The following is a 17,655-nucleotide window of genomic DNA, read 5'->3' on the forward strand; positions in this document are numbered from 1 at the left end:
ACCCCCCGGGACCGTTGCGATGCCGTGCGGTCCAGCTCAGGGGCGGTCCGCGAACTCCCCGGTGACCGGTGGCGCCATCCGGTACGCATCCGGTTGCGCGGCAGGGGCCGGGGACGCCGTGCCGTCCTGCCGGACGACGTGGAGGCCGACGCTCCCCGCGAGGTCGCCGAGCGTGAAGGCGGCGGCTTCCAGCGGGCGCCCCGAGCGCAGCAACGCGTAGACGAGCGCCGCCGCGACCATGGCGCCGTGGCGGTCGTCCGAGAGCGTCGCGGTGACGGTCCGGCCGTCGCGGAGCCCCACCCGGCAGCCCGCGTCGGCGACGGCTGCCGAGGCGAGCAGGCAGCCCGGATAGCGGGACAACACGTCCGCGATCCACCGGTCGGCGACGGCAACGGACCCGGCGACGGCGTCGCGGACCAGCACGGACGCGTTCTCCGTCAACTCCCGGTCCCGCTCCAGATCGCTGCAGGACAGATGGCGGAACGTGTCGGCGGCGGGCGACGGCTCCGCGGAAGGAGAACAGCCCTCGCCCCCGGGCGCGTTCTCCGGGTCTCCCACGTCCGCGAAGTGACCGACCGCGGCGGGTGTCCGGCTGAGGGCGACCAGCGGGCCGTCGGAAGTGTCACGGACCTCGGTCGTGATGTGGACCGCGGTGATGTCCGGGAGCGGATCCGCCGGGCGCGGGTCCTCGGGGGCGAAACGCGGCAGCGGAGCAGGCCGTTCGGGAAGGTCGAGGTGGAGGAGGCCGTAGATCGCGGTACGGAGTCGGCGCAGTGCGTGGCCCGGGGTGATGAGCGCCTTCGCCCCGAGTCTGCTGAGGGACGCGTTGTGGGCCGGCGCGAGAACGTGGTCGGTCAGGGCGCGTTCGATCTGCGGACGGAGCGGAGCACCGGGGACGAGCCGTGGCACCTGGCTGCCCAGTTCCGCCATGGGCGTGCCGGGCACCGCCTCGTCCTCGCTGAACGCGCCGAGCAGCAACGGCTTGCCCAGGGCGGCACCGTAGAACGTGACCGAACCGTGGTCGCCGATCAGGAGATCGCCTGCGACCAGCGTGGCCTGCCAGCCGTCCGTCGGCGGGATGCGCAACAGGCCCGCGCTCAGCGGAGAGGCGAGCAGGGACCGGAGCTGGTAGACGCCGTGTGCGGAGACGATGTTGGGGTGGGTCACCAGCGCCACCGCGTAATCGTCCATCGGCAGCTCGGCGAGCAGCCGGGCGGGCAGCGCCGGGTTCTGCCCGAGCAGCGACCGGTCACGCCAGGTCGAGCTGAGCACGATCAGACGGCGGTTGCCGGTGACGCCGAGGGCCTCGCGGTATGCGGCGCGCAGGTCCACGCCGTTGACCAGCGTGTCGTGACAGGGGTCGCCGATGAGCAGCGTCCGGCCCTTGGTCAGGGGATGAGCGGCGGCCAACTGGTCGGCCTGGTCGGGGTGGGAGACGGCGAGCCACGCCCGGCCGCTGCGCAGCAGCGCGTCGGGGACGACACCGGCCAGACGGTCCTGGTCGCTCCGGGAATCCGGCACGACCTTGTGGAACCCGACGCCGTGCGGCAGGACGAGGACGGGAGCGGTGTGGCCCTCGACGGCGAGGTCGGCGTTCTCGGTGGCCGTGATGACCAGATCGGGGGAGAGGTCCCGGTACTGATGCCAGGGCAGCACCCGGGCGCCCACGGACCGGATCAGGTCGTGGACGCCGTCGTTGAAGGCCGAGCTGGGGTCGAAGGCGAAGACCAGGTCGACGCGCGACTCGTCACGGAAGACCGGACCCAGGACGTCGAGCACCCGGACGGTGGAGGTGACCGTCCGGGCGATGACGACGACGGTTCGCTCCGTGGGGAACGTCCGCCAGCGCTCAGGATCTGCGCCGACCGGGACCCGTAGCGGAGGAATCAGACCGTGACTGGTGTCGAGCATGTCCCCGCACCGGCAGCCGCACGCCTCGCGGTTCGCGGTTCGCGGTTCGCGGTTCGCGGTTCGCGGTTCGCGGTTCGCGGTTCGCGGTTCGCGGTTCGCGGTTCGCGGTTCGCGGTTCGCGGCCAGCCTGCCATTAGCGCCTTCCACCGGTTCCCGCAACCCCTGTCCGTTCTTTGACGCTACCGTGAATCCACCACCGTAAGCCAGTGGCTGAGGCACCGTCGGAGCAGGCCCGTCCGCCCGTCCTGTGCCGAGGGGAGCGGGCCCGAAGACGTGGGGGCCGACCGGGGGTGAGGCGTCCGGCACACGCCGAAAGGCGGGAGGGAAGAGGGGCGCCCTTCACTGTTCCGCCGCCGGCCCCGTCCCCGGCCCCGAAGACGACCGTGGTGTCCGCCCCGGAGTCGGGCCCGGTGGCGTTCCGTCCGTGGGTGACGGGCGGGACGGTGCCTCGCCGTCGGGGGTGCGCGGCCCGCCAGGGAGCGGGTCGGCGGGGGACACCGAGCGGCCTGGCGGCAAGGCTGTCGACGGGAGGGACGTCGAGGGAGGCGGGGTGATCAGGGGGCGTGGGGAGACGACGGGCAGCAGACCTCCGGTGAGAGGGGAGCGTCCCGGGCGGGTGCCGAGGGTGGCCGGAGGCGTGAGTTCCGGGCGACCGTCGCGTGCCGCGGGCCGCTTGGCGCCCGGACGCAGCATGCGGTGCACGGAGCCCCGGGCGAGGCGGGCGACCGTCGAAGGACGCGGCCCCGCGGCACCGGGCCGACGTATGTCCTGGCCGGTGGCGAGCGCCCACGGCGCATGGACGAGACGGCCGACCGTGCGCTGCAGATTCCGGGCGAGCACCGGGTCGTCCAGACCGTGGCGGTGCAGCCCGTCGCGCAACGCCACCGCGGCGCGTGCGGTGATTGACAGCCCCTGGTCGTGCGCGGGCGGGAACGCGGCGACGGCATCGCCCAACACGACGAACCCCGTGGGCCAGGACGCCAGCTCCTCGTACCGGAGCCGGTGACCGGCCATCCGAGGTGAGAGCCGCACCTCGCTCAACGGCTCGGCACCGGCGATGAGTTCCCCGATGGAGCCGTCGCCCACCTCACACGCGAAGGGGACGAACCCGTCGGCGGTGTGCGACGGCTCCTCGCCAGGTGCACCCGCGAGCGTGACCAGCCAGCATCCGTCCTCGATCGGGACCAGGGCCGCGTGACGGCCGAGCACCTGCCCGGCGGTGTCGTGGCCCGCGCTGAGCAGGGCGGACCCGCTCGTGGAGGGGGCGCGGAAGACGCGGGTGGCGCAGGTGAACCCGCCGTCCACGACCAGCCGCTGGACCTCCGGCAACCCCAGGGCGACCAGACGTTCCGGCGTCCGGGAACGCCGCCCCGTGGCGTCCACCACCAGGTCCGCGTCGAGCCGCCGGGCTTCGCCGCCGAGCGTCTCGCGGATCCGTACCCCCGTGACGTCCTCCGGCGTGCCCGTCAGGCCCTCGGCCTCGGCGCCGTCGAGGAGGGTCACGCCGGGCAGGGTCAGCACCTGCTCGCGGACCACCCGTTCCAGCAGGTCGTGGGAGGAGGACAGGAGCGTGCCGGACGGTGTCCGGCGGCGGATCCGGCTCGCCGCGGGGGCGAGCTCCGCGGTCGGCGGCAACCGGCGGGCGCCGACCTCCAGCAGCCGCCCGGTCACCCCCGGCAGCAACTCCTCGATCGTGTCGGCAACCGCGTCGGTGAGCAGCGAGGCCGGCCGTGGGTGGGGGAGCGCGCGCCGCGACGCCGGTCCCCGGGGCACCGTCTCCTCCTCGACGACCACCACATCGGCGTGCCCGGACAGCGCAGCCGCCGCGAGCATGCCCGCGACGCCGCCGCCCATCACCACGGCGAGATACGGGTGGGTGAAGTGGAGGCCGCTCATGCCGTCCGGCGTGTTCATGGGCAGCCTCTTTCTCCGCAGGTGCGCGCGACGGCCGGACGGGCGAGGGGCGCGGGGAGGAACGGCGGCACCACCACAGGGCGGGTCCGGCGCCGGGCGGCGGCCACGACGGCGCCGGAGACAGCCGTGAACGAGGCCGACACCGACGGGAGCGCGGACAGCCTTGCGCGCACTCGGCGGACCTGCGCCGCCAGGGGTAACTCCGGTTGCTGAACGTCCTGACACCGCGGCGCGAACGCCGGTACACCGACGGATTTCCGCATCATGACCCCCCTCAGCCCGTGCACACCCCGCAACCCGCCCGGCGGTGCACCCCGTCGTCCACCCGTCGCGCACCCGGTGGGCGGACACCGCCCCGTGGCGGAGTGCGCGCAACCCAGGGGAGCGCGGCCGTCCCGGCCCGGCGACGGCGGACACGACTCCGGATCGTAGGCCGCGGAGATCACATGCGATACCCGCAAGTATCCGAGGGTCCGGCGGGAGCCACCTCGCCGGTACCGGCGCGTAGATCTGATGCAAAACGACGTAATGGGCAGAAAGCGTATGGGCAGTTTCTCGCGAGGAGAGATATCTCGGCGTTCTTTCTCGTCTGACGCGCCACAACGGGCCGGGATTCCCACTGGGGTTGGCGCGAAATGGTCGGACGGCCACTCGAACACCGACGGCGTGCCTACCCTGTCCGGGCACAGCACCGAGACCCTTGAGGGAGAGTCGTGCACGCGATCGTGATGCGGGAATTCGGCGGCCCCGAGGTGCTGCGGACCGAGGAGGTCCCCGAACCCGGGCACCGCGCCGGCCACCTGGCGGTCGAGGTGAGCCTCGCCGGGATCAACTACGCGGACATGCACGTCCGGGGCAACACCTACCTGGCGCCGGTCGACCTGCCGTACATCCCCGGCAACGAGGTGATGGGGACGACGGACGACGGACGCCGGGTCGTCGGGCTGTCCCGGGGCGGCGGCTACGCCGAACGTGCCCTGCTGCACCGCCGCGTCACCTGGGACGTCCCCGACGGCGTCAGTGACGAACAGGCCGTCGCCCTGGCGCTCCAGGGCAACAGCGCCTGGCACCTGCTCTTCACCACGCTGCGCGTCACCGCCGGGGAGACGCTGGTGGTGCCCGCCGCCGCGGGCGGCGTCGGCTCGCTGGCCGTCCAGCTCGCCGCGCACGCCGGGGTCAAGGTCATCGCCCTCGCCGGCAGTGAGCAGAAGCGGAAGCTCGCCGTGGACCTCGGCGCCCACGCGGCCGTCGACTCCACCGCCGACGACCTGACCGAACGGATCCGGGAAGCCGCCGGCGGCCCGGTCGCCGCGGCCCTGGAGATGACCGGTGGCGACACCTTCCACCGCACCCTCGACGCCGTCGCCCCACGCGGCCGCCTCGCGGTGTACGGCTATGCGGGCGGGGAGCTGGCGCAGGTCTCCACCCGCCTCCTGATGGAGCGGTCCCTGAGCGTCTCCGGCTTCTGGCTGCCGCAGCTCTACGGCGACCGGACCGCCCTGCCCACCTCGATGCAGGCGCTGTTCGACGCGGTCGAGGCCGGCACCCTCACCCCGCTCACCGGCGCCCGCTACCCGCTCGACCGGGCGGCGCAGGCCCACCGCGATCTGGCCGCCCGTACCCCCACCGGGAAGCTCACCCTCGACGTCCGGCGCCGGTCCACCGCACCGGACAGCACGACCTGAAACCTGCCAGGACGCCACCACCGTGCGCCTGCGGGCGCTGACCACTGCCAGGGGAGAGAGCACACGATGGGCAACCACCTCACCGCGCCCGACGCCGCCGTGGCGGCGACCACCGCCCTGCCCGCGGGCCCTCCGCCGAAGGGCACTGCTGTCCGCAGGAGGCCCGTGTACCGCCCGCGGGACACCACACGGGCGACAGGATCCAGCCATGCGGAGCGGGTCTTCCTCGTCCAGGCGGCCTTCGCCGAACTCGGCGGCTCCGCCCACGGGCCCGGCAAGATCGCGGAGTTCACCGGTCTGGACGACTCCGTCGTCTACCGCATCCTGCAGTCCGGCATCTACCAGCGGATCTTCGAACGCGTCGACCGCGGCCTCTACCGGCTGCGCACCTCGGCGGCCCAGCTCGCCTTCACCGCCCTCGACCACCGCCTCGACGGCGCCGCCGCACAGATGGTGCTGCGCGAGCTGCGGATGGCCACCGACGGCGGCCTGGTGTTCCTCTACATGGTGGCGCCGTTCTCCGGCGCGCAGCGGCAGTGCGTCGACATGGCCGTCGGCGACTCCGACCTCGCCGAACTCGGCATGACGCCCCGCGACGTGCTGTCCGTGACGCGCTCGCTGCGCACCGGCGCCTCCGGCCGGACGATCCTCGCCTACCTGCCACAGAAGGTGCAGCAGCGGGTGCTGGCCGAGCCCGTGCCCGACCAGGCGGGGCCCGGGGTCTACCGGGACAACGAATCGCTGAGCGCCTCCCTGACCGAGGTCCGCGACGTCGGCTACGCCCTGGGCTACGAGGAGTGCATGGCCGGGTGGAACTCCTGCGCGGCGCCCATCATCTGGGACGGCGCCATCATGGGGTCGGTGCTGCTGCTCAAGCCGAAGCCGGTGATGCCGGAGGCGCCGGAGACCTTCATCGAGGCGACGAAGGAGGCGGCGGCCGAACTCAGCCGCCACGGCGCGGCCCGTCCGGCGGCCGACGAGTCCTGAGCCACCGCCCGGACCCGCCCCGTGAGGCTCCGGCGCCGGCTCGCCACCCGGCGGGCCGGATCCCGTGACGCGGGCGGTCGGCGCGGCGTACGGTCGGACGGCCGCCGCGCCGACGGCGGTACCGGAACGGCGACGGGGACAAGGGGAACCGATGGACGCGCAGGTGACGGCACTCGCCACGACCATGGCGACGACGCTCGTACAGCAGATGGCGACCGACGGCTGGGCGCAGGTGCGCGGGCGGTTCGCCGCCTTCCTCGCCCGGCGGCGCGGCACGGACGACGAGGAAGCCCTCCGGGGGGAACTCGACGCGTCGCGGGACGATCTGCTCGCCGCCCGGCAGGACGGGGACGAGGAGTCGGCCGCCGATGTCGTCGCCGTCTGGCGGGGGCAGCTGCGCCGGCTGCTGCGCGAGGACCCGGACGCCGCCGAGGAGTTGGCGGCCCTGGAGGAGGAGTGGCGGCCCTGGCAGGGCGGCACGTCGGTCCGTGATGTGCACAACTCCATGAGTGGCTCCGTGCAGCAGGGCGTCGTGATCCAGGCCGGGGTGATCTCCCAACTCCATAACGGGAACGGGCCCTTCCCACGCTGATCTCCGGGAGACCGCGCCCCGCCGCCGTGCACAATGACGGGGTGCGGCTCCATCCGATCACCTGGGAACGACTGACCGACGCGCTCGCCGAGCGCATCGCCACCACCCCGGCGCAGGACGGCGGCCCCTGGCTGCGGATCGCCGTCGACGGTGCACCCGCCGCCGAGCCGGAGCAGCTCGCCGGACGGCTGGCGGAGGCGCTGCGGCTGCGTGGCCGGGCCGCCCTCCCCCTCGACACCCACGGCTTTCTCCGCCCCGCCTCGCTGCGGCTGGAGTACGGGCACACCGACCCGGACGCCTACCACGACGAGTGGTTCGACCGGCGTGCCCTGTGGCGGGAGGTCTTCCAGCCGCTGGACCCCGGTGGCACCGGGCGGGTCCTGCCGGATCTGTGGGACCCCGTCGTCGACCGGGCCACCCGCAGCGACTACGTGACACTGCCGCCCGGCGGGGTGTTGCTGCTGCACGGACCGCTGCTGCTCGGCCATTGGTTCCCCTTCGATCTCACGGTGCACCTGAAGCTGTCCGCCGCGGCCCTCGCCCGCCGTACTCCGCAGGGGGAGCGGTGGACGCTGCCGGCGTTCGCGCGCTACGAGGACGAGACCTGCCCGGTCGACGCCGCGGACGTCGTCGTACGGGCCGACGATCCGCGCCGGCCGGCCTGGAACGGATCGGCCTGACCCGGGCGCCGTGGAGTGCTCCGTGCCGGGGCCGGGCTCAGACCAGCTGCCGGATCTCGCCCCGCACGCGGTAGAAACCCCCCGACGCAGGCGCGAGGCCGTCGACGACATAGCGCGTTCCGGGGCGGCGTATGTGCCGGGGGAACTGCACGTTCCAGGACGGGTCGAAGCCGTCCGACACGACGTGCACCCGCAGCCGCCCGCTCTCCTGGACGCACTCCACGACGATGCCGGAGGCGGTGGTGGCCGTCACCGTCTGCACCGTGGCCGACGGGGTGTAGGTGGGCAGCGCGGCGGCCGACTTCACGTCCCGGGCGACCGGGACCGTTCCGGCCCGCGCGGCCGCCACGGCGGTCTCGCTCGCGTCCACGCACACCAGCGAACCGTCGGTGGTCACCATGTACAGCTTCTCGTCGAGGTACTGCATCGACAGGGCGGAGCCACCGCCGGTGCCGAGCTTCCACAGCCGGGTTCCGTCGGCGGCGAAGCAGTACACCGAGGAGGCCGAGTCGCCCGCGAAGACGTAGCGGCCGCCCGGTGCCGTGGCGCAGGAGTAGACGACCATGTCGCAGGCGTACGTCGCCTCGATCGCGCCGTCCTGCTTCGCCAGCCGCTGCACCACGCGCCGGTCGGTGCCGGCGTAGACCGACGCGTCCTCCTGCCAGCCGAAGAGCACCGCGCCCCGGGTGGGCGTGTGCCACAGCTCCCGGCTGCCGTCGGCGGCGTACGCGGTCACGCCGCGGCTGTGGCCGTGGTGGACGGCGCGGTCGTCGCGCCGCACCATCCAGGCGGCGCTGCCGCTGCTGCGGCGCGACCACTGGTACTCGTCCTCGTGGTCGATGACCGTTAGGCCGCCGTCCCGGTCCGCGACGTGGAGAATGCCCTCGCGGATGTCCAGCCAGAAGATGTCGACGTCGGGGGCGATGTCGTACGCGGCGAACGGCAGTTTCGAGGAGAGGTCGTACACTGAGCCGTCGTCGCAGCCCGCGTAGATCCAGAAGTCGTCCGCCACCAGGCACTTGACGCCCGCCGGGAGCTGATAGCGGGCCAGCACCTCGCCGTCGTGGCCCAGGGTGTGGACATCGCCGTTCTGGTTGCCGACCCAGCAGCGGTCGGCGTCGACATGGATGCCGAACGCGGCGGAGCCGGTGCGGAACCGCCACAGGACGGGGGCGACGGCACGCGCCGTCGACGGCGCCGAGGTGACCTGGCGGCGTGTCACCGGCCGGGCCGCGCGCTGCCCCCGGACCGCCGGGGCGTACCCCTTGCGGACCTTCTCGCCGATCTTCTTGGCGGCCGCCGCCTGCGCCTTCTCCACCGTCGGGAACGTCGAGCACTGCGACTGGCCGGCCGCGCCGATCCGGCCGTAGCGGACCGAGACCTGCGTGCCGCTCACCGACACCTCGTAGAACTTGTGGGCCCCGCCGCCCTCCTGGGACAGCTCCAGATACGTCGTGGATGCAGACATGGCGATCCCCTCCCCGGGCGGTCCCGCTGACCTTCCCCGCTGCTGAAAACCGTACGGCCGACCACTGACAACGGGCCCGGACCACGGTCCCGCCCGGCCCCTGACGGCTGGTCATCGCGCTGCCGTTAGCGTGGGCCCGTGACGTTTTCGAACCACGCGACCGGCGACAGTCCGGCGCTCCCCGGCAGCCACGGCCTCCACGCGACGACGGACGCCCCGCCCGCCTCCGTCGGCGCCGTACGGATGTCCTACGCGCCCGACCCCGACGGCGACCCGGACCCCGGCGAGATCGTGTGGACCTGGGTGCCGTACGAGGAAGGTGACGGGCGGGGGAAGGACCGTCCGGTGCTGGTGGTGGCCCGGGAGGCGGCGGGCACGCTGCTCGCCGTGCGGCTGTCCAGCAAGCCGCACGACCAGGACCGGGAGTGGACAGCCATCGGCACCGGGCCGTGGGACCGCGCGGGCCGTGACTCGTGGGTCGACCTGGACCGGGTCCTGCGGCTGCACCCCCAGGGGATGCGCCGGGAGGCGTGCGCTCTGGACCGGGGCCGCTTCGGCCTCGTCGCGCGGCGGCTCCAGGAGCGCTACGGCTGGCGCTGAACCGCACGGCCCGCCGTGACCGGTCACGGCGGGCCGTGCCGGAGCGGGCCCGGAACCGCAGGTCAGGCCCGGGTCAGCGCCAGGATCTTGGTCACGGTGCTCCAGTTCCGGGACGTGGCGACGACGCCGAGCGGGGCCCGGCCCACCGCCTGGGCGAGCTTGGAGCGGCCGATGCCGTCCGGGCAGTGCAGATACAGCTCCCGCCCGATCAGCCGGAAGCTGTCCGGGGCGAACGCCGCCGCGTCCAGGGCGTCCAGCCGCGAGGTGTCCCCGGGCTCCTCGGACAGGAACGTGACGTGCAGGGTCCGCGGCTCCGCCACCGCCTGCGGGTACGGATTCGCCGCGACGCCCGCGGCGAACTCCGCGCCGGTGCGGACCACCACCGGCACCGTCAGCCCCAGATCGGCGAGGATCCGCTCCTCCAGCAGGCGTGCGGTCTCCTCGGGCGGGGTGCCCGGATCGGCGAAGACGAGATTGCCCGTCTGCAACAGGACGGTGACCTCCCGCAGCCCCAGCGACCGTGCCAGCTCCAGCTGGCGGGCCTTGGGGAAGGAGTTGTGCCCGCCGACGTTGATGCCGCGCAACAGCGCGATCTGCGTGGACATGGTGCCGCCTTTCGTGCGCCCGCTCGCGGCCGCTCGGTCAGAACAGAGGAGCGGGCAGGACGCCTTCCAGCGCCAGCAGGATGCGCTTGGTCTCCAGACCACCGCTGAACCCGCCGATGCCGCCGTCGCTGGCCACCACCCGATGGCAGGGGACGACGACGGGCAGCGGATTGGCGCCCATCGCCGCGCCGACCGCCCGCGCGGCGCCCGGCTCACCGACCCGGTCGGCGAGGTCCTGATAGCCGACGACGCTGCCGTACGGCACGCCCGCGGCGAGCGCGTGCAGGACCCGGGCATGGAAGCCGGAGGCCAGCGACCAGTCCAGGGGCACGGTGAAGACGGTCGGCTCGCCGGAGAAGTACGCCGCCAGCTCCGCCACCGCCGTGGTCAGGTGGGGTATCTCCGTGCGCGGGGCCGTGCCGAAGAGCCCTTCCAGCCGGGCCAGGGACCGCCGGACCGTCCGCTCGTCGGCGTGGAAGGCCACCTGGACCAGCCCCTGCTCCGTCGCGGCGAGCAGCAGCGGCCCGACGGGCGATTCGGTCCGCGTCCATGCCCAGTCGCGCCGCGGGTTCTGCGCTGATTCCTGCGCTGCATCCGTCACGCCCTTCAGCGTAGGGCGTGGCACCGACAACGCGGCGGCGGGCGGATCCGGGAAACCGCTCCCGAATCCGCCCGCCAGGCCGTATGGCCAGGTCAGAGGCCGTTCTTGCGCAGTGCGGCGCGGATGGTGTCCGCGGAGTTGCTGATGACGCCGTCCGCACCCGCCCCGGCGAGCTTCACCGCCGCGGCGGTGTCGTCGACGGTCCAGGTGTAGACCTCCATCGGACGGCCGTGCGGCCCGCGCAGCGCGTGCACCGCCTTGATGTACTCCGGGGTGGTCACCGTGTACGACGGGTTGATCTGGTCGCAGAACCGCGCGTACGCGGGCAGGTCGGCGACGGTGGGGTTGCCGAGGAAGCCGGTCTTGATGTCCGGCCGCAGCTGGTGGACGGTCTTCACCGCGTCGCCGTTGAAGCTCTGGATGATCAGGCGGTGCTTGACGTGGTCACGGTCGAGCCACCCCTGGTGGCGCAGCTGGGACAGGACCTGCAGCTCGATGCCGGGGTACAGCTCCGGAGACTTCAGCTCCAGCAGGAGCCGCTGGTGGTTGTGGGTGACCGCGTTCATGTACTGCTTGAGGGTGGGCACCCGCTCGCCGGTGAACTTCGCGTCGAACCAGCTGCCCGCGTCCAGCTTCTTGATCTCGTTGAGCGTGAAGTCGGCGACCTTCCAGGGCGCGCGGTCCGGGAACACCTTCTTCACGTCGGTCGTCCGGTTGAGCGTGGTGTCGTGCATGACGATCAGCTGACCGTCCTTGGTGCGCTGCACGTCGTTCTCCACCCAGCTGGAGCCACGCCGGTGGGCCTCGTTGATGGAGGCCACGGTGTTCTCGGGCGCGTGGGTGGGGGCGCCGCGGTGGGCGACCGCCACGGTTCTGTGGCCGCCGGTGGCGGCCTGTGCGGTGGCTGGGAGGGCGAGTGTGGACAGACCCAGGAGCGCGCCGGAGAGGGCGGTGGCGGCGGTGCGAAGACGCATACGGACTCCTCGTGACGTCGTGGACGTGACCGGGTGTGAGGTGTGCGACGAACGGGTGTGACGTGGCCTGATGTCGTGCCGGACGGCCAGAGGTTCGCAGCCGGGGGGTACGGAGAGGGAGGCGAGGGATGGACAGAGATTGAACGAGAAGTGGCCGGTGTTCCGTGTTTGAGACGCGCGGTGACAGGGTGTCCGGAATCGTCGTGCAACAGATGGACGCTCCGGCGCCGTCCAACTTGCCGGAGTGGCGGTGAACCCGCATCCCGGCCGACGGTTCGTCACCCTTCGTGCCTGTGACCGGTTTTGGTCTTTCCGGAATTCCGGAGCGTGCGGCTCCGGAAGCCGGGCGGGAGCGGAGCGGCCACGGGGGCGGGCGGGGCCCGCGGGGCCGGATGGACCGGCCGTCGCCGGACGGCTCAGGCGCCGGCCGTGCCCCCGGTGCCCCGTTCCCTCCGCGCGGCCCGCCCGCTCCTCCGGACGGGCGCCCGGCCGGGCCGGGGCCGCGCGCGGGCCTGATGATCGCCCCGGCCCTGCGCCCGGCCCCGGCCGCCTCCCGCCCCGAGATCCGCCGATCGGAAGAACGCCCTGGTCGGACGGGTTTCCCGGCCGGATGTCAGTGGTGGGTCGTACGGTGGATTCCATGCGGCCCGTATCGAAGATCGAACGCACGGTGGCGCCTTTCGAGGTCGTCAGCCCCTATCAGCCCAGCGGCGACCAGCCGACGGCCATCGCCGAGCTGGAGCAGCGCATCCGCGGCGGTGAGAAGGACGTCGTCCTGCTGGGCGCGACCGGCACAGGCAAGTCGGCGACCACCGCGTGGATGATCGAGAAGCTGCAGCGCCCGACGCTCGTCATGGCGCCCAACAAGACCCTCGCGGCCCAGCTCGCCAACGAATTCCGCGAGCTGCTGCCGAACAACGCCGTCGAGTACTTCGTCTCCTACTACGACTACTACCAACCCGAGGCGTACGTCCCGCAGTCCGACACGTACATCGAGAAGGACTCCTCGATCAACGAAGAGGTCGAGCGGCTGCGCCACTCCGCGACGAATTCCCTGCTCACCCGGCGGGACGTCGTCGTGGTCGCCTCGGTCTCCTGCATCTACGGCCTGGGCACGCCGCAGGAGTACGTCGACCGCATGGTGCCGCTCAAGGTCGGCGACGAGATCGACCGCGATCAGCTGCTGCGCCGCTTCGTCGACATCCAGTACACCCGCAACGACGTGGCGTTCACCCGCGGCACCTTCCGGGTGCGCGGCGACACCATCGAGATCTTCCCGGTCTACGAGGAGCTGGCCGTCCGGATCGAGATGTTCGGCGACGAGGTGGAGGCGCTGTCCACCCTCCACCCGCTGACCGGCGAGGTCATCAGCGAGGACCAGGAGCTGTACGTCTTCCCCGCCAGCCACTACATCGCCGGTCCCGAGCGGATGGAGCGGGCCATCGCCGGGATCGAGGCGGAGCTGGCCGACAGCCTCGCCACGATGGAGAAGCAGGGCAAGCACCTGGAGGCCCAGCGGCTGCGGATGCGCACCACCTACGACATCGAGATGATGCGCCAGGTCGGCTCCTGCTCCGGCATCGAGAACTACTCCATGCACATGGACGGCCGCGAGCCCGGCTCCGCCCCCAACACCCTGCTGGACTACTTCCCCGACGACTTCCTGCTGGTCATCGACGAGTCGCATGTGACGGTGCCGCAGATCGGCGCGATGTACGAGGGGGACGCCTCGCGCAAGCGGACCCTCGTCGAGCACGGCTTCCGGCTGCCGTCCGCCATGGACAACCGCCCGCTGAAGTGGGAGGAGTTCCTGGAGCGCGTCGGCCAGACCGTCTACCTCTCGGCGACCCCCGGGAAGTACGAGCTGGCGCGGTCCGACGGCTTCGTGGAGCAGATCATCCGGCCGACGGGGCTGGTGGACCCGGAGGTGGTGGTCAAGCCCACCGACGGGCAGATCGACGACCTGGTCCATGAGATCCGGGCGCGGACCGAGAAGGACGAGCGGGTCCTCGTCACCACCCTCACCAAGAAGATGGCCGAGGACCTCACGGACTACTTCCTGGAGCTGGGCATCCAGGTCCGCTATCTCCACAGCGACGTCGACACCCTGCGCCGGGTGGAGCTGCTGCGCGAGCTGCGGGCGGGCGAGTACGACGTCCTGGTCGGCATCAACCTGCTGCGCGAGGGGCTCGACCTCCCGGAGGTCTCCCTGGTCTCCATCCTCGACGCCGACAAGGAGGGCTTCCTGCGGTCCGGTTCGGCGCTGATCCAGACGATCGGGCGCGCGGCGCGGAATGTCTCCGGCCAGGTCCACATGTACGCCGACAAGATCACCCCGGCGATGGAGCGGGCGATCGACGAGACCAACCGCCGCCGGGAGAAGCAGCTCGCCTACAACAAGGCCCATGGCATCGACCCGCAGCCGCTGCGCAAGAAGATCGGCGACATCGTGGCGACCCTCGCACGCGAGGAGATCGATACCCAGGAGCTGCTGGGGACGGGCTACCGCAAGGGCGACTCCGGGGGGACGGCGAAGGCTCCCGTCCCGGAGCTGGGCGGCAAGGCGGCGAAGGGCGGCAAGCGCGCCAAGGCGGGCAAGGCGACGCCGACCGACCGGCCCGCTGCCGAGCTGGCCGAGCTGATCGAGGAGATGACCGAGCGGATGCGGGCGGCCGCCGCAGACCTGCAGTTCGAGGTCGCGGCCCGGCTCCGGGACGAGGTCGGCGAGCTGAAGAAGGAGCTGCGCCAGATGCGGGAGGCCGGGGTGAGCTGACCGCCGGGTGCCACGTCGCCGCCATGCCGGTACCTGCCGTGCATGGCGGTGACACACCACACCTGACCAGGCATTTTACCTTTTCATTTACTTACCCTTGGGATTCCTTTACTCTTACTCCGCGGAGGGGAGTACTCCTGCAACGACGTCCCCGTCATCACGGATCACGAACGTGACGAGATCCCGGGGCGTCGGTCCGGTGGCCTTCGGGGGCCGGACGGAAGAGACCTCCGGCAGCGACGACGCTGTGATGTGCCGTACGACTCTGCCGGAGGAGCAGTGGACGTTTCCCTGACCCTGTGGGTGCTGACCATCCTCGGTCTCAGCGCCCTGATCGCCGCCGATTTCTTCATCGGCGGCCGTACCCCGCACGAGGTCTCCCTCAAGGAGGCCGGAATCTGGACCGGCGTCTGGGTGACGCTCGCCGCGCTCTTCGGACTCGGACTGCTGCTGTTCGGCGGCTCCGCTCCGGCCGGTGAGTTCTTCGCCGGCTTCATCACCGAGAAATCCCTGAGCGTCGACAACCTCTTCGTCTTCGTCCTGATCATGGCGAAGTTCGCGGTCCCGTCGATCTACCAGCAGCGTGTGCTGATGGTCGGCGTGCTGATCGCGCTGGTGCTGCGGGCCGGCTTCATCGGCGCCGGCGCCGCGATCATCGCCCACTTCTCCTGGGTCTTCTACCTCTTCGGCGCGTTCCTCATCTGGACCGCGTGGAAGCTCGTCAAGGAGGCCATGGCCGGGGCGGAGGACGAGGAGTTCGAGGAGAACCGCTTCCTGAAGACCGTGGCGAAACGCTTCCCGTCGACCGGTACGTACCACGGTACGAAGCTGTTCGTCGTCGAGAACGGCAAGCGGCTGATGACGCCGATGCTGGTCGTCATGCTGGCGATCGGTACCACCGACGTCCTCTTCGCCCTGGACTCCATACCGGCGATCTTCGGTCTCACCCAGGATCCGTACATCGTCTTCACGGCCAACGCGTTCGCCCTGATGGGGCTGCGGCAGCTCTACTTCCTGATCGGCGGGCTGCTCAAGAAGCTGGTCCACCTCTCGTACGGCCTGTCGGTGATCCTCGGCTTCATCGGGGTGAAGCTGGTGCTGCACGCGCTGCACGAATCGGGGGTCGCCGTGCCGGAGATCAGCATCCCGGTCTCGCTGGGCGTCATCTGCGCGGTCCTCGTCACCACCACCGTCACCAGCCTGCTGGCCGCCCGGAAGCAGCCGGGGGAGGAGACGGAGCCGCGGGAGAACGCGGGCGTCTGACCGGCGGCTGCCGCCCGTACGGCACGGCGGGCCCCGCACACCTGGGCGCGGGGCCCGCCGTCACGGGTGGCTACCAGCCGCGCTCGCGCCACTCGGTGAGATGCGGCCGCTCCGCGCCCAGCGTGGTGTCGGCGCCGTGCCCCGGATAGATCCAGGTCTCGTCGGGAAGCTGATCGAAGAGCTTGTGCTGGACGCCGTCGATCAGGGTGGCGAAGCTCTTCGCATCGCCCCAGGTGTTCCCCACGCCACCGGGGAAGAGGCAGTCCCCAGTGAAGACATGGGGAGCGCCGTGCGGGTCGTCGTAGATCAACGCGATGCTGCCCGGGGTGTGGCCGACCAGATGCCGCGCGGTCAGCTCCACCCGGCCGACGCGCAGCACATCGCCGTCCTCGACCGGCACGTCCGTGGGCACCGGGATGCCCTCGGCGTCGTACCGCCCGGCGTACGTCCGCGCGCCCGTCGCATCGACCACCTCGCGCAGGGCGCCCCAGTGGTCGCCGTGCCGGTGTGTGGTCACCACCGAGGCGAGACCGCTGTCGCCGATCAGGGTGAGCAGCGTGTGCGGCTCCGCCGCCGCGTCGATCAGCAGCTGCTCATCGGTCGCCCGGCACCGTAGGACATAGGCGTTGTTGTTCGTCGGACCGACCGCGACCTTCGAGATCATCAGGTCGGTCAGCTCGTGCACGTCGGCCGGTCCGCCGACCTTCACTGCTCCGCTGTAGGCCATGACGCCAGCTTAGAGCGGGGGTACGACAGGCAGCGCGCCGCCGTCGGCGGTCAGCCCGTCGCCCTCGCCGCGCCCGGTGAGCCAGCCGAGCAGCGCCGTGGCCGGGCCCGTCACCACCACCGGCGCGGCGTCCTCGGCGGCCCGGCCGGTGCGCCGCGTGTGTCCGTCCGCGGTCCGCAGTTCCAGCGCCGGGAGCCCCGGGTGTCCCGCGAATTTCACGCCGGTCAGGAAGTCCAGCTCGGCGGCGACGAAGGCGGCGGGCAGCCGGTCGAGGGTGTAGCCGATCCCCAGGTCGACGTGGTGCAGCTCCACCTCGCCGAGCCGTCGCAGCGGCAGCCGGTCGGCGCGCTCGACCACGCCGTTGCGCATCTCGACCCGGAAGCCTCGCCGGTCCACCGGGAGCGCCCGCGCCGCGGCGGTGAACCGGTCCCCGCTCGCCCGCAGATCGTCCAGCTGCGCCGCCAGCGGGCGCACCGCGTCCCGTCGGATGTCGGCGTCCCGGGTCGCCGCATCGGCGTACATCGGCGTGGGGACGTCCGTCCGTGCCCAGGTCAGGAGGTTGACCAGGGCGTCCGCGTTGCGCGACAGATGGGCCAGGACATGGCCGCGGGTCCAGTCGGGGAGCAGGGACGGTTCGGTGACCGCGGCGTCGTCGAGACCGGCGACGGCGGTGAGCAGCCGCTCGGTGGCCTCGTGGACGGCGGCCACATCGTGCGCGAAATCAGGCGCGGTATCGGTCATGCACCCGACGCTAGCGCCGCGGACGCGGCTGCGGGAGACCGCCGGAACCGGCCACACCGCGCCCCCGCGCGCCCCGGGACGACACCGGTGCGCCCCGGGGAGACCCGGTCGCGTACCGGGGCGCGCGGGGGCGC

General features: G+C 72.2%; 15 protein-coding genes. 7 read left to right on the top strand and 8 right to left on the bottom strand.

Features of this window, described 5'->3' with window-relative positions:
• Positions 1–36 precede the first annotated feature (36 nt).
• Entirely contained in the window at positions 37–1,911 is a 1,875-nt protein-coding gene (locus tag ACZ4U4_RS20420; protein WP_467876093.1) for a CDP-glycerol glycerophosphotransferase family protein, read from the bottom strand.
• Positions 1,912–2,250: 339 nt separating this feature from the next.
• Positions 2,251–3,825: an FAD-dependent monooxygenase gene (locus ACZ4U4_RS20425; RefSeq protein ID WP_467876095.1), complete on the bottom strand. Its 1,575-nt coding sequence runs from the start codon at positions 3,823–3,825 to the stop codon at positions 2,251–2,253.
• A 713-nt stretch (positions 3,826–4,538) separates the two neighbouring features.
• Between ACZ4U4_RS20425 and ACZ4U4_RS20430 the strand changes: the two genes are divergently transcribed.
• The 4 genes from ACZ4U4_RS20430 to ACZ4U4_RS20445 all read left to right on the top strand — a co-directional run bounded on the left by ACZ4U4_RS20430 (position 4,539) and on the right by ACZ4U4_RS20445 (position 7,769).
• Complete coding sequence (locus tag ACZ4U4_RS20430) at positions 4,539–5,510, top strand: quinone oxidoreductase family protein (RefSeq protein WP_467876098.1); 972 nt, start codon at positions 4,539–4,541, stop codon at positions 5,508–5,510.
• Positions 5,511–5,576: 66 nt separating this feature from the next.
• The gene (locus ACZ4U4_RS20435) at positions 5,577–6,497 is read left to right on the top strand and encodes an IclR family transcriptional regulator domain-containing protein (protein WP_467876101.1); all 921 of its coding nucleotides are present in this window, start codon (positions 5,577–5,579) and stop codon (positions 6,495–6,497) included.
• Between the two features lie 151 nt (positions 6,498–6,648).
• Positions 6,649–7,089, top strand: coding sequence for a hypothetical protein (locus ACZ4U4_RS20440; protein ID WP_467876104.1), 441 nt, complete (start codon positions 6,649–6,651; stop codon positions 7,087–7,089).
• A gap of 41 nt (positions 7,090–7,130) precedes the next feature.
• Positions 7,131–7,769 (top strand): nucleoside/nucleotide kinase family protein, encoded by a 639-nt coding sequence (locus ACZ4U4_RS20445; RefSeq protein WP_467876106.1) that lies wholly within the window; start codon positions 7,131–7,133, stop codon positions 7,767–7,769.
• A 37-nt stretch (positions 7,770–7,806) separates the two neighbouring features.
• On the opposite strand, the gene ACZ4U4_RS20450 is transcribed toward ACZ4U4_RS20445, so the two are convergent.
• A complete protein-coding gene (locus ACZ4U4_RS20450; RefSeq protein ID WP_467876109.1) occupies positions 7,807–9,237 on the bottom strand; it encodes a WGR domain-containing protein in 1,431 nt (476 codons plus the stop codon).
• A 138-nt stretch (positions 9,238–9,375) separates the two neighbouring features.
• On the opposite strand from ACZ4U4_RS20450, the gene ACZ4U4_RS20455 reads away from it, so the two are divergent.
• Positions 9,376–9,837 (top strand): type II toxin-antitoxin system PemK/MazF family toxin, encoded by a 462-nt coding sequence (locus ACZ4U4_RS20455; RefSeq protein WP_467876112.1) that lies wholly within the window; start codon positions 9,376–9,378, stop codon positions 9,835–9,837.
• A gap of 62 nt (positions 9,838–9,899) precedes the next feature.
• Here the strand turns inward: ACZ4U4_RS20455 and ACZ4U4_RS20460 are convergent, their stop codons facing one another.
• The 3 genes from ACZ4U4_RS20460 to ACZ4U4_RS20470 all read right to left on the bottom strand — a co-directional run bounded on the left by ACZ4U4_RS20460 (position 9,900) and on the right by ACZ4U4_RS20470 (position 12,017).
• Entirely contained in the window at positions 9,900–10,442 is a 543-nt protein-coding gene (locus ACZ4U4_RS20460; RefSeq protein ID WP_467876115.1) for a DUF1697 domain-containing protein, read from the bottom strand.
• A gap of 37 nt (positions 10,443–10,479) precedes the next feature.
• Complete coding sequence (locus tag ACZ4U4_RS20465; protein WP_467876117.1) at positions 10,480–11,043, bottom strand: methylated-DNA--[protein]-cysteine S-methyltransferase; 564 nt, start codon at positions 11,041–11,043, stop codon at positions 10,480–10,482.
• Between the two features lie 92 nt (positions 11,044–11,135).
• Complete coding sequence (locus tag ACZ4U4_RS20470) at positions 11,136–12,017, bottom strand: glycerophosphodiester phosphodiesterase (protein ID WP_467876119.1); 882 nt, start codon at positions 12,015–12,017, stop codon at positions 11,136–11,138.
• A gap of 640 nt (positions 12,018–12,657) precedes the next feature.
• Between ACZ4U4_RS20470 and uvrB the strand changes: the two genes are divergently transcribed.
• Both uvrB and ACZ4U4_RS20480 read left to right on the top strand, forming a co-directional pair.
• A complete protein-coding gene (gene uvrB / locus ACZ4U4_RS20475; protein ID WP_467876122.1) occupies positions 12,658–14,790 on the top strand; it encodes an excinuclease ABC subunit UvrB in 2,133 nt (710 codons plus the stop codon).
• 279 nt (positions 14,791–15,069) lie between these two features.
• Complete coding sequence (locus tag ACZ4U4_RS20480; protein ID WP_467876125.1) at positions 15,070–16,053, top strand: TerC family protein; 984 nt, start codon at positions 15,070–15,072, stop codon at positions 16,051–16,053.
• A 70-nt stretch (positions 16,054–16,123) separates the two neighbouring features.
• Here ACZ4U4_RS20480 and ACZ4U4_RS20485 read toward each other — a convergent pair whose 3' ends face one another.
• Positions 16,124–16,780, bottom strand: a complete 657-nt coding sequence (locus ACZ4U4_RS20485) for an MBL fold metallo-hydrolase (protein WP_467876128.1) — start codon at positions 16,778–16,780, stop codon at positions 16,124–16,126.
• A 9-nt stretch (positions 16,781–16,789) separates the two neighbouring features.
• Positions 16,790–17,521, bottom strand: a complete 732-nt coding sequence (locus tag ACZ4U4_RS20490; RefSeq protein ID WP_467876131.1) for a maleylpyruvate isomerase family mycothiol-dependent enzyme — start codon at positions 17,519–17,521, stop codon at positions 16,790–16,792.
• Positions 17,522–17,655 lie beyond the last annotated feature (134 nt).

Source organism: Streptomyces sp. NPDC029159, from assembly GCF_055564055.1.